The 11,843-nt window shown below is 42.2% G+C and carries 8 protein-coding genes and 1 pseudogene; 3 read left to right on the forward strand and 6 right to left on the reverse strand.

Going from position 1 to position 11,843, the window contains the following annotated elements; genetic code table 11:
- Positions 1 to 413: 413 nt before the first annotated feature.
- From J8Z24_RS03210 to trhP, 6 genes and pseudogenes are all read right to left on the reverse strand, one after another.
- Positions 414 to 1,574, reverse strand: a complete 1,161-nt coding sequence (locus J8Z24_RS03210) for a M23 family metallopeptidase (RefSeq protein ID WP_176032482.1) — start codon at positions 1,572 to 1,574, stop codon at positions 414 to 416.
- A gap of 406 nt (positions 1,575 to 1,980) precedes the next feature.
- Positions 1,981 to 2,813: pseudogene (locus J8Z24_RS03215) on the reverse strand (GGDEF domain-containing protein).
- A 101-nt stretch (positions 2,814 to 2,914) separates the two neighbouring features.
- A complete protein-coding gene (locus J8Z24_RS03220; RefSeq protein ID WP_176032481.1) occupies positions 2,915 to 3,319 on the reverse strand; it encodes a response regulator in 405 nt (134 codons plus the stop codon).
- 2 nt (positions 3,320 to 3,321) lie between these two features.
- The gene (locus J8Z24_RS03225) at positions 3,322 to 6,009 is read right to left on the reverse strand and encodes a PAS domain-containing sensor histidine kinase (RefSeq protein ID WP_252095258.1); all 2,688 of its coding nucleotides are present in this window, start codon (positions 6,007 to 6,009) and stop codon (positions 3,322 to 3,324) included.
- A 489-nt stretch (positions 6,010 to 6,498) separates the two neighbouring features.
- Positions 6,499 to 6,753: a YfhL family 4Fe-4S dicluster ferredoxin gene (locus tag J8Z24_RS03230; protein WP_125250620.1), complete on the reverse strand. Its 255-nt coding sequence runs from the start codon at positions 6,751 to 6,753 to the stop codon at positions 6,499 to 6,501.
- Positions 6,754 to 6,755: 2 nt separating this feature from the next.
- Complete coding sequence (gene trhP, locus J8Z24_RS03235; protein ID WP_125250619.1) at positions 6,756 to 8,114, reverse strand: prephenate-dependent tRNA uridine(34) hydroxylase TrhP; 1,359 nt, start codon at positions 8,112 to 8,114, stop codon at positions 6,756 to 6,758.
- 317 nt (positions 8,115 to 8,431) lie between these two features.
- Here trhP and ndk point away from each other — a divergent pair, with 317 nt between their 5' ends.
- The 3 genes from ndk (at position 8,432) to pilW (ending at position 11,836) form a co-directional block, all read left to right on the forward strand.
- A complete protein-coding gene (ndk, locus tag J8Z24_RS03240) occupies positions 8,432 to 8,863 on the forward strand; it encodes a nucleoside-diphosphate kinase (protein ID WP_010377338.1) in 432 nt (143 codons plus the stop codon).
- A gap of 203 nt (positions 8,864 to 9,066) precedes the next feature.
- The gene (gene rlmN, locus J8Z24_RS03245) at positions 9,067 to 10,203 is read left to right on the forward strand and encodes a dual-specificity RNA methyltransferase RlmN (protein ID WP_125250618.1); all 1,137 of its coding nucleotides are present in this window, start codon (positions 9,067 to 9,069) and stop codon (positions 10,201 to 10,203) included.
- 142 nt (positions 10,204 to 10,345) lie between these two features.
- Positions 10,346 to 11,836: a type IV pilus biogenesis/stability protein PilW gene (gene pilW, locus J8Z24_RS03250; RefSeq protein ID WP_176032478.1), complete on the forward strand. Its 1,491-nt coding sequence runs from the start codon at positions 10,346 to 10,348 to the stop codon at positions 11,834 to 11,836.
- The last annotated feature ends 7 nt before the right edge of the window (positions 11,837 to 11,843 follow it).

An 11,843-nucleotide genomic window follows, 5' to 3' on the forward strand; every position in this document is an offset into this window, starting at 1 on the left:
TTAGGCAAGCCTTTATCGAATAATACAAAAGTATAGTGTTATCCCTAGCTGAGGGGGTATCTTAGCCTCAACTTGAGATAAGAAGTTAGTTAATCAACTAAAATACCTAAACCCAGACGTGCAACATCACGCTAGCCGGAAGCTATCTCTTAAAACAAATTTTACCCTAAGGGATAACAGCGGCTAGAGAACAAGTTATCATCTATACCAATTTGACTTAATACTTGCTCAATTTGAAGGAGTAAATCTGACGCTAACAGCGTTAAAAATTTCTTATTTAGAACAACTGAATAGCAAAATTTTTGCCTTGCCTACACGGATGTAGGTACCTTGGCGATAGCAGGACGCGGAAGCGGTGTTATCGACAAGATTTTCTTACCTCAAAATAGATCACTTAATTAAGAAAATTGGTATTACTTATACAATGCTCTCCATGCACAGGTGCGGTAACCGTTTTTCTCAAAGTAGAAGCGGCTGCAATTATCGTCATAGTTGTAGTTACCAACGTCTATGCGATAGCCACTGATGTACCAATTATGAAGTGAAATATGCCCGCCATTATAGAGTAAAGAGAAGTGCACATGAGGGCCTGTTGATTGACCTCCTTGGCATAATGCTGTTGATTTGTCGTCGGCATAGCGGCCGAGCCACGCGCCTGCGGATACCACATCACCAGTATTATATTGGAGGCTTTCCATATGGTAGTACTGAGTTGAGTAGCCACTTGAGTGTGTTACTCGAATATTACATCGTGAGTAGCGCGTGACGGTACCGCCGTGTGCGGCTTGTACCCAAGGTGTATTACTACCCCAACCACCAGACCCATTATTAAAGTCCAATGAAGAGTATGGGTATCCAGATCCGGTATTCGAGTGTGCGCCACCACTATACCAAGCGTAACCTGAAGGCCAAGGAAAGTTGAGAGTGAAACTGGCGAGTGTGCCTACTTGTGAGTCTTTTGAGGCCGTAAAGTGTGAAACGCCATCTTCCTTGAGTGCCAAAGATTCACCATTAAATAATGTCTGATAAACATTAAATAGTTGATTGACTGGCATATTAGTCAGATCAGCAAGGGCAACGGTGGCTTCATTTACTGCTGGAAAGACTTGTAAGCCCATTTCAGTTTGAAGTTTTTGGAACGCGTAATATCGACCACTTAAATTTAGCGCGATATCTTTAAGTTGCGCATCGAAGCCTGTTTCATGCGAGAGTTTTCCAAACGGTGCTAAGTATGCCTCTGGCGTTGGCGTGCTAATGATGCCAGATGACATTTCCATTAAAGCGAGCAATAGCTTTGGATTGATACTGGCATAGCCTGCGTAATGCAAGATGACCTCTAGTTTATCGTTGAGATGGGGCGCAGTTGTATCAAGAGTTTGTTGCCAATCAACATACTGCAGCGCGTTACTAAATAGAAATAGATCTGGGTTCACGGCCATCAGGCTGGTGATTGGTAAGCTACGAACATGCTCTGCAGTAAAATCAGGTAGCGAGATTGAGTCGTGTTGACCTGCTGCTGTAGCTTGGTGCGAAAGCAATGCGAGTATACATGCTGATAGGTAGTGGTGTTTCATGTTGTATCCTTTTTGTTTGTTTTTTGTTCAAACTAAGTTATAACCAAGTGTAATTATTTTGTAAAATAAAAGTTTTGTCTTGACTGGATTTAACAAAGGGGCTGTTTGGCTCGAAGTGTTCGGACGAAACAAAAATAATACATAAACTATGCAATCGCTGAGGTGAAGGCCATCCAAGAGTGAATGATGCCAATTTTCTTAATTAAGTGATCTGTTTTGAGGCGAGAAAATCTTGTCGATGACACCGCTTCCGCGTCCAGCTCTCGCCGAGGTACCTACGTCCTGTAGGCAAGGCAAAAATTTTGCTATTTAGTTGTTCTAAATGAGAAGTTTTTAACGCTGTTAGCATCAGGTTTACTCCTTAAAATTGAGCAAGTATTAAGTCAAATTGGTATGAGTTGTTCTGTTATTGCTCAGTTGATTCAGTTTCGTTATATAGAGCGTATGGGAGCTGATTACTTTTGGCGAAGTACATGGCTTTATCTGCTTTTGCAACCAGTTCAGCGGCCGAAGCCGCGTCGGACGGATAAATGACAGCGCCGATACTTAAACTTAACTTTACTTCTTGAATACAGCCGCTTTCATCTTGTAAACAATAGGTATCGCTAAGCAAGTCATATTTGTGTTGTACGAGCTTTTTAAGTTGGTTTTTTTCGCAAAGATTGGGTGCAATAACGACAAACTCATCTCCGCCATAACGGGCGAAAAAATCAGATGCACGTTTGTACATTTTGAGCTTCGCTGAGATTATTTTTAACAATTGATCACCGGCTTGGTGACCAGCGTATCATTGACCGGTTTAAAGTTATCTAAATCAATGAACAGCAAACCAAATCCGTGACCATATCGCTCAGAGCCTGACATGGCTTTTTCTAGTTCAGTATCAAATGCTCCACGGTTGTGAAGCATGGTTAGTTTGTCCATGACAACTAAGTGTTCTAAATTGCGATGCATCTCATAACGTTCTTTTGAAAATGTGATAGTGCGAGCAAGCAGTGGGCCGCTGAGTTCATGCTTAGGTATATAGTCTTGTGCACCTAATTGTATGGCCTTTTCTCCAAAAAGCGTTTCTGACACGCCTGTTAACACTACGATGGGGGCGCGTATATTAAGCTGTTTTACTTTAATTAAAGTGGGTAGTCCTTGGCTTTCTTCGATATTTAGGTCGAGCAATAACACGTCAGGCTTAACTGTGTTGATTGCATGATCAAGCTGTTCGAGATTGATAAAGTGCTTCACATTAAACTTTTATCTGCCTTCGACTTTGGCAAGCGTGCGCTTTACCAAGTAGGCATCTTCATCGTTGTCTTCTAGAAGGTAAACAAGACATGTATTCATAGTTATCCCTGCACAACTCGATTGTTATCAAACCAATATTGTTTTATCAACTTAATTAATGACTCTAAATCACGCAAACGTCCAGATTTGGTGATGTAGGATTTTGCACCGAGTTGATACGCTTTGCGGATATCACTGTGATGTGTAGAGGTGGTGTAACACACCGTAATTAAATTATCTATCATGTGCTCAGCGCGTAAGGCTTCCATTACCTCGAAGCCACTCATCGCAGGCATATTCAAGTCTAACAACAGCACTTGCTTGGGGGTTGTACAGGTGTTGAGATAATCCAGCAAAGCATGACCATCTGAAAAGATTTTCAACTCAGGTGCGTTATCTATACTGCGATAGGCACGTTCAAAGAAATAGACATCATCGGGGTCATCCTCAACTAATAACAGTTCCATTATTACCCCTTAGCTTTATTTGCAAAAGCCATTACAAATAAAGCACCTTGTTCGCACTCTATACACTTAATGGTGCCGCCGTGTAACTTAATAATTTGACGACACAAAGCAAGTCCTATTCCACTACCGTATTCTTGTGTTGTACCAAAGCGTCTAAATGGCTCAAATATTTGTTGTCGTCGTGATTTTGGTATTCCTATCCCATTATCTTGATAATAGATCATGGTTTCACTACTACTTTGAGTAACTGAAATACGAATAATAGGTACCGGTTCAGGTGATTTAAATTTGATGCTATTACTTATTAGATTTTGCAATACTTGCAAAAATAAAGAAGCATCAAGCTGTAGCGGTACTTCAGCGTTTTCAAGCTTAATCTCGGCTTGACTTTCCTCTAAGCTAAAGCTCATCACTTCACAAACATCCTCAATTAGTATAGACAAGTTAGTGGGTTGTCGCTTTAAAGTGTGTGAATGTAAGCGTGAAAGTTTTAGTAGGTCTTGGATCATGACTCGCATTCGCTGACTGGCATCAACCAGCCTGTCGATTTCAAACTTTGCATCGTCATAGTCTTTAAATTCAGGCGTGATCCTCTGTGCTAAGCTATCCGAAAAGGCGGTGATCTTTCTCAGCGGTTCTTGCAAGTCATGAGAGGCGATATATTCAAAGTGCTCAAGGTACGCGTTTGATTCCTGTAACTGAAGTAAGAGTTCTGTGTACTCAGTCATGTCGACGAAAGTACCTAACATCAATTCAGGTTCACCGTGTTTATCACGGGTGATAATGGTATCTACTGAGTAGCACCACACCCAATGCCCATCTTTGTGTTTAAATCGATACTTTATAGGAATAAGCACGCCATCTTGGCTAGATTTGATTTCTTCTATGTGCTCATACACCAAAGCGCGTTCACTCTCATGGAAACAACTATCAAGGTCACAGAGCTCTAGTTCTTTCATGGTGTAGCCCAGTATTTGTGTATAGCGTTTATTGATCCGAGTATTTTTATGTGTTTTCAAGTCGTAGAGGTAGAGGCCACACACCGCAGAGTCAATCATTCGTTGTAAGAAATTGTGATTGTCTTTGAGTTCTTTTTCAGCAATTTTTCGTGCAGTAATGTCTACAGCTACCCCGACAATACGCTCAACATTTTGTTTATGATCTTTTAACGGGTAGAGGGTAGTCTGATACCAGTGCGCTTTGCCTTTCAGTGGCATCATTTCGGTGTAGTCGATTGGCTTTGCAAGCTCTACGCAGAGCAAGTAGTTTTTTTCTATTCTGTCGACTAATTCTGCGTCAAGTGTCGCGCCTCTGAGCTCTTTCAGTGTTTTCCCAAGCACTTGTTCTAATTTTACTCCGGTGCGCTGACAGGCAAATTTATTGTACTCTAAAAACCGAAAATCTTGATTTGGTTCGACTTTCAATAACCAAATGGCTTGGCTTGAACCTTCGTAAATGGCATTTAAAATTTTGCTTTTCTCCGCAACCTGTAATTCAAGGGCTTTTCTTTGGTGAATATTTCTCAGCGCACCAGACATAATATGGGGTTTGCCATTGTCATCAAACTGACTGTTACCTACAGCAGAAAACCACGCATATTCACCTTTATTATCTCTGCCTAAATACTCTACAAAGTATTGTGCCTTCGTTTCAAAGTGTTGCTCGATAGCGGCTTGTACTTTATTTTGATGATCAGGGTGGATGTGTGCAAACCAGTCATCAAAAGTCACGTTTTCATCTTCTCTTTTGCCTATCATGGCTTTTAACCCAGCAGAGTAACTTACGCTATTGTCAACAACGTTCCACTCCCATATCCCATCTTCTGTTGCACCAATGGCTCGTTTCATTTTATCTATAGAGTCGGCAAGCGCTTGTTCCGTCTTCTTTAGGGAGGAAAGGTTATTGAATACTGCAAGAATAAGATGGGTACCATCATGAGGTTCTTGCACTAGTCGCATTTCCATCGGAATTTGGTTACCAAATTTATCCCGAACATGGCACAGTGACTCTTTACTGTAATCATTTTGATCAAGTAATGATTGGCTTACAGATTCGAGACTATCGAAGGGGTCATCCAAGCTGATGATGTCATGTAATCGTAATCCGATAAGTTCATCGGGGGAGTCATAACCAAGTTCACGATAGAAGTAAGGGTTACACTTACTTATCGAAAGCAACCCATCGAGCAGTAAGGTGCTTGTTGGCAGCGTATTGAGCATAAATTCAGTGACCCTATGTTGATCAAGCTGGGTATGTAGGGCTTGCTTTTCATCGGTGACACGTTTGAGTTTTGCGCTAATACTATGAAATTGGTTTGGCGTTGGAATAGCGACTGCGCTTGGAATAAGCCTGAATAAGTATACCGCTGTGATCATAGAAATAAGGGCGGTTGCGGCTTTTGAGATCCCGTGTATACCATACGCACCATGCCAAACGGTGTAGACACCAATAAGATGTGTTAAGCCACATAAGGTAATGAAGCTACAAAACAGCACGAATACCCAATTCTTGCCAACATCAGGTCTCTGTTTTGCATAAATGATGATCGCCATGGGGATGGAAAAATATGCAGTCGCGATCAGAATATCGGAGATAACATTTGTCCATAGCAAATGAGGTTGCCACAAGTAGCAGTGGCCATGGGGCATGTAGGCATTGTGAAAAAAAGACTCAAATGAGTTCAAATCCATGTTATTTCCCTACCTTAAGTGATACCAATTCCAGAGGGTAACTATCAAGCTGTGTTGGCTCTTTAACCTATTTGAGAAATATTCCTATACGATTGAATATAAAGTTTTTCGGCCTACACAGTTGCAGCATTAATCTTCGAGTTATTAGCTCTATCGTTTTCTTTGCAAAATCGCGCATTTGCTATAATGCAATTAAAGATAATTAATTCGTTTCTAAGCTTAATTTGATTGTAGTATATCTATTTGAAACTTCGACGGGGTCAAATCTGAACTATACCAATTAGCCTAATTATTAGACGTTCATCAGGTTAGTAAGCGCGCTATTTTGAGCTAATAAATTACAGATTAGAATTGTCTGTATAGTTGTTTGAGATAAGGCTATTCCTACCGTTAGCATCAAAATTATGCTGTCGTCTGAAGCAAGTAGAAAAACAAATGGTATTTCTGAGGCGAGTGAAGGATGAAAAGAGAAAGTGAAGCCTTTAGGCTTCACGGATTTGGTTCAGTAAGGCGAAGATACTTTTCAGCCAGTTGATCTAGGCTTTCCTTATAATTTGGATCCGGCTTGATACAGTCTATTGGGCATACACTCACACAAGTTGGTGTATCGTAATGCCCCACGCATTCTGTGCACTTATCTGGGTCAATTTGATAAATTTTATCGCCCATATAAATGGCTTGATTTGGACATTCAGGGTCACACATATCACAGTTGATACATTTATCATTGATCAAAAGTGCCATGACTAAGCCTTTTTAAATGGGTTTCGTGTGTCCTCATGCTGACCTAAATTACGCATTAAAATCGCATGGTCTAAGTCAATATCCTCCGGCAATGGGATCTTTACAACATGGCCTGAGCCTTTAGCGTCATCAATGGTCTCACCTTTTTTATTTTCCATGTGTTCAAGGTTAAAGTGAATATTCCCTTTTGGTGTCATCAACTCAAGGCTGTGTCCTGTGCAGAACTTGTTCTTTACGTCGATTTCAACTAAGCCATTGTTTGTGCGACCTAGCACTTCACCGACAAATTGTTGTTTATCTGAGATAGAGTGGCCGTAGTCGTAGTTTTGGTAGTCCTGATGTACATGACGCTTTAAGAAGCCTTCGGTGTAGCCTCGGTGAGCAAGGTTCTCTAGAGTTTTCATTAAGCTGGGATCAAATGGCTTACCCGCTACTGCATCATCGATAGCTTTACGATAAACTTGAGCAGTACGTGCAACGTAATAGAAAGATTTGGTACGACCTTCAATTTTAAGGCTATGTACGCCCATACGAGTCAGCTGGTCAACATACTGTACAGCACGTAAGTCTTTGGAGTTCATGATGTATGTGCCGTGTTCATCCTCAAACGCTGGCATATATTCACCTGGACGGCCTTGCTCTTCGAGCATAAAGACTTGATCGGTTGGCTGGCCTTCACCCAAAGTAGGAATAATGGCCTTTGGATCCACTTTATGCACTACGTCACCGGTTTCGTCTTCTTGACCTGGCTTTACGTCGTAACTCCAGCGACAGGCATTGGTACACGTCCCTTGGTTTGGATCGCGCTTATTGATGTAACCAGATAACAAACAGCGCCCAGAGTATGCCATGCACAGTGCCCCATGGACAAACACCTCAAGTTCTGTTTCTGGGCAAAGCGCACGGATCTCTTCTATTTCTTGTAGTGATAGTTCACGAGAAAGAATTACGCGCTCAATTCCTTGTTTCGCCCAAAATTGTACCGCAGCATAGTTGACTGCATTAGCCTGTACAGAAAGGTGAATTGGCATATCAGGCCACTTGTCACGTACGAGCATAATTAGTCCAGGATCGGACATGATAAGCGCATCTGGTTTCATCGCGATGACGGGTTCAATATCACGTAAGTAGGTCTTTACTTTGCCATTATGCGGCGCAATATTTGACACCACATAAAGCTTTTTATTCTGCTGGTGAGCTTCATTGATACCTATCTCAAGGTTCTCAAGGTCAAATTCGTTATTACGCACTCGCAAACTATATCTAGGTTGTCCGGCATAGACGGCATCGGCACCGTACGCAAAAGCGTAACGCATATTCTTTAAACTGCCGGCTGGAGAGAGAAGTTCTGGTACAAACATGGTTTACCTCATACATTGAACTGATTACGGGTCAGCTGTTGAGTGATTTCGTGCGCTGATTCTAAAAAGCGGCGCAGTATAGAAGAAAGCCTGTAAAATAATTTTGATGTAGATCAGGTTTTTCGATGTTGTCTGTGAAGCAAATAGATTTCCCTGTCAGCTGGGCTGTAGCGGTGAATTATGGACGTTTATTGATATTAAATTGACTAAACTTCTTTATCTTCTCAAAGAAAGCGGCGTGAGATAGTAGGTTTTTTCTACCAAACAACGTATAATTCGCGCCCGTTAATATTCACAACAATATTTTGGAGCAAAAGATGGCTTTAGAGCGTACTTTTTCAATCATCAAGCCTGATGCGGTAGCTAAAAACCACATCGGTGCTATCTACAACCGTTTTGAGTCTGCTGGTCTTAAAATCGTTGCATCAAAAATGGTTCACCTTTCTCAAGAGAAAGCTGAAGGTTTCTACGCAGAGCACAAAGAGCGTCCTTTCTTTGGTGCACTAGTTTCTTTCATGACTTCAGGCCCTGTAATGGTTCAGGTTCTTGAAGGTGAAGATGCAGTTCGTAAAAACCGTGAAATCATGGGTGCTACTAACCCTGCAGAAGCGTTAGCTGGTACACTACGTGCTGACTACGCAGACAGCATCGACGAGAACGCTGTACACGGTTCTGACGCACCAGAGTCTGCTGCTCGCGAAATCGCTTATTTCTTCGCTGAAGAAGAAATCTGCCCACGTACTCGTTAATTCGAGACTTGGTGCCAAAAAAGGGCTTTCGAGCCCTTTTTTTGTCCCGTAGCCAAATGGTGTTGATATGGGACAAGCGTGCTTTGTAAAGTAATCACACTACTTCACAAAACACGTTTCATTATTTGTGATGTTTGCTGCTTTTTTGTACAATGTGCAGTTGGCAATTAAGCTGTTTTTACCGTCTATAACCGAGGTTGTTCATGACCACTATTGAGAAAAAAATTAACTTACTTGATTTAAATCGCGAGGGGATGCGCGAGTTATTTGCATCATATGGCGAAAAGCCGTTTCGCGCGGATCAGGTGATGAAATGGATTTATCATTTTGGTATCGATAATTTCGATGAGATGAGTAACTTAAATAAAAAGCTTCGTGCACGTTTGCAGGCTGAGTGTGAGATTAAAGCGCCTGAAATATCAGTAAAGCAAGAGGCTTCAGATGGCACCATCAAATATGCACTGTTACTCGAAGGCGGCCAAGAAGTTGAAACCGTGTGGATCCCAGAAAAAGATAGAGCCACACTGTGTGTATCTTCTCAGGTTGGCTGTGCGTTGGAATGTACTTTTTGCTCAACGGCGCAACAAGGCTTTAACCGTAACTTAAAAGTGTCTGAGATCATAGGTCAGGTTTGGCGCGTGGCAACCGACATTGGTCTACATAAAGGTGATAGCACTAAGCGCCCAATTACTAACATCGTGATGATGGGTATGGGTGAGCCTCTGTTAAACCTCAATAACGTTGTACCAGCGATGGAGCTGATGATGGACGATTGGGCGTTTGGCCTATCCAAGCGCCGCGTCACGCTCAGTACATCAGGCGTGGTACCTGCGCTTGACATCTTGAAAGAAAAAATAGATGTGGCACTTGCAATTTCACTACATGCACCAAATAACCCACTTCGCGATGTGCTTGTACCAATCAATAAAAAGTATCCAATTGAAGAGTTCTTAGCGGCATGTCGCCGTTATATTGATGGCTCAAAGGCGAATAAAGATGTCACCATTGAGTATGTAATGCTGCAAGATGTTAATGACAGCACGGATCATGCCCATGAGTTAGTAAAAGTGCTTAAAGGCACGCCATCAAAGATTAACTTGATCCCGTTCAACCCGTTCCCTGGTAACGAATATGGCCGCTCTAGTAATAGCCGTATCGATAGATTCTCGAAAGTGTTACAAGCGGCTGGACTGACTTGTATTGTGCGTCGTACTCGTGGCGATGATATTGATGCTGCATGTGGTCAGTTGGTTGGTGATGTTGTGGATAGAACCAAGCGTCTAGCCAAGAAAAAGCAACGTGATGACAACGCCATTGCTGTCAATGTGAGTGCACAATAACAAATAATGAGCTGGCTTGGGTCAGCTCATTTCATCTGAGTCTCAGATAAGTTCTGGTTATCTTACAAAAAATGGGTGAATCTCGTAGCCTTTTGGGTAATATAGTGCAGATATAAAACCCAGTGGCATTCAAAGGTGAGTGATGCAATCGCGAAATTATCGCAAAACAGGATTGGCTGCATCCATTCTCGCAGGTGCGAGTTTAGTTTTGTCAGGTTGTGTGACGGAGCGCAGCTATCGTGCTGATGGCCGTCCAGTAGCCGAGCAGCAAGTCAATAACACCAATGCTGCTAGAACTCGTATCGCGCTTGCACTTCAATATCTCAATTCAGGTAATACTACGTCAGCGAAGTTTAATCTTGAGCGCGCGTTGCAACTCGCGCCAAAGCTGGCAGAAGCACATTATACGCTGGCCTATTACTATGAGCAGGTGGGAGAGCAACAGCGTGCCGACAATGCGTACCAAGCTGCATTGGATATTGAACCTGATAATCCCGATACGCTAAATAACTATGGCACGTTTTTGTGCCGAGTAGGGCAGTACGATAAAGCTAATGCGTACTTTTTTAAGGCAATTGAAGTGCCAAGTTATCTCAGAGTAGCAGCCAGTTACGAAAACTTAGCATTATGTGCTTTGAAGCAAAATGAATATTTACTTGCTGAGGACTATTTGCAAAGCGCTATTAAGCATAATGCGCAGCAGATCTCTTCACAGCTGGCTTTGGCCGGTCTGTATTATGCGCGCAGTGACTTTTTGCGAGTCGAAGATATTCTAGAAAGTATTGAAAAGCGGGGTTTTGTTTCTCCCAGAAGCCTGATGCTTGGCCACCTTGTTCACATGCAAATGGGACATTTACAAAAAGCGCAGGACTTAGCAACCACGTTAGTGCAAAGCTATCCAAAGTCAGCGCAGGCGGCCTTGATATTAACTGACAATACTGTGGCGAGTGAGTTTGAACGACTGAGGAATCGATACCGAGAAGCGCAGCTTAACAAGTTGGCTGGTGCGTCACCCAGTCATATCGTTGCAAATCCAAAGATAAAAATTAAACGTAAAAAAACGCAACGCAAATCAACGCCTATATTCACTGCTGATTCACCTGTAGAGACTAATAATTTTGCGCCAGTAGCAAAACCTGAGGTAGTTAAAAATTCTCCAGCGGTAACTACGTCATTGCGCTCTGATGAGCAAGTTGAGTTCTATCAACCAAATCCTGCAGATGTCACCTTTAGTGAAGTGCCAAAGGAACGTCATGTAGTGACCGCGGCAGCAACTAACACTTCTATACCGCTGCTAAACAGCGAATTAACGCCACCAAGGGTAGCGTTTCACACGGTTATAGCAGGTGAAAACCTATTTAGTATTTCTGTAAAATACGACATTAAAATGGTCGATTTGATGCAGTATAATCAAGTGCGTGAATCTGCAAGGTTAGTTGCGGGTCAAAAGGTGTATCTAAATAATCCCAATGTGATCCATAAAATCGCTGTGGGAGATACTTTGCTCAGCGTAGCCGATCGATATGGTGTGTTGATCGATGAAATTATGCGATGGAATAAGCTAACTCCTGACGTGGCGCTGCAAGCAGGCCACGGATTATTAATAGTAGACCCAACAAATTACGTTTTATGAACCAAAA

The organism is Pseudoalteromonas sp. SCSIO 43201 (assembly GCF_023716725.1).
Lineage (GTDB): Bacteria > Pseudomonadota > Gammaproteobacteria > Enterobacterales > Alteromonadaceae > Pseudoalteromonas > Pseudoalteromonas peptidolytica.

What these genes read in the sequence shown, in the direction of transcription:
- J8Z24_RS03210 (WP_176032482.1), bottom strand. Translation starts at nt 1,574, where the DNA reads ATGAAACACCACTACCTATCAGCATGTATACTCGCATTGCTTTCGCAC.
- J8Z24_RS03220 (WP_176032481.1), bottom strand. Translation starts at nt 3,319, where the DNA reads ATGGAACTGTTATTAGTTGAGGATGACCCCGATGATGTCTATTTCTTT.
- J8Z24_RS03225 (WP_252095258.1), bottom strand. Translation starts at nt 6,009, where the DNA reads ATGGATTTGAACTCATTTGAGTCTTTTTTTCACAATGCCTACATGCCC.
- J8Z24_RS03230 (WP_125250620.1), bottom strand. Translation starts at nt 6,753, where the DNA reads ATGGCACTTTTGATCAATGATAAATGTATCAACTGTGATATGTGTGAC.
- trhP (WP_125250619.1), bottom strand. Translation starts at nt 8,114, where the DNA reads ATGTTTGTACCAGAACTTCTCTCTCCAGCCGGCAGTTTAAAGAATATG.
- ndk (WP_010377338.1), top strand. Translation starts at nt 8,432, where the DNA reads ATGGCTTTAGAGCGTACTTTTTCAATCATCAAGCCTGATGCGGTAGCT.
- rlmN (WP_125250618.1), top strand. Translation starts at nt 9,067, where the DNA reads ATGACCACTATTGAGAAAAAAATTAACTTACTTGATTTAAATCGCGAG.
- pilW (WP_176032478.1), top strand. Translation starts at nt 10,346, where the DNA reads ATGCAATCGCGAAATTATCGCAAAACAGGATTGGCTGCATCCATTCTC.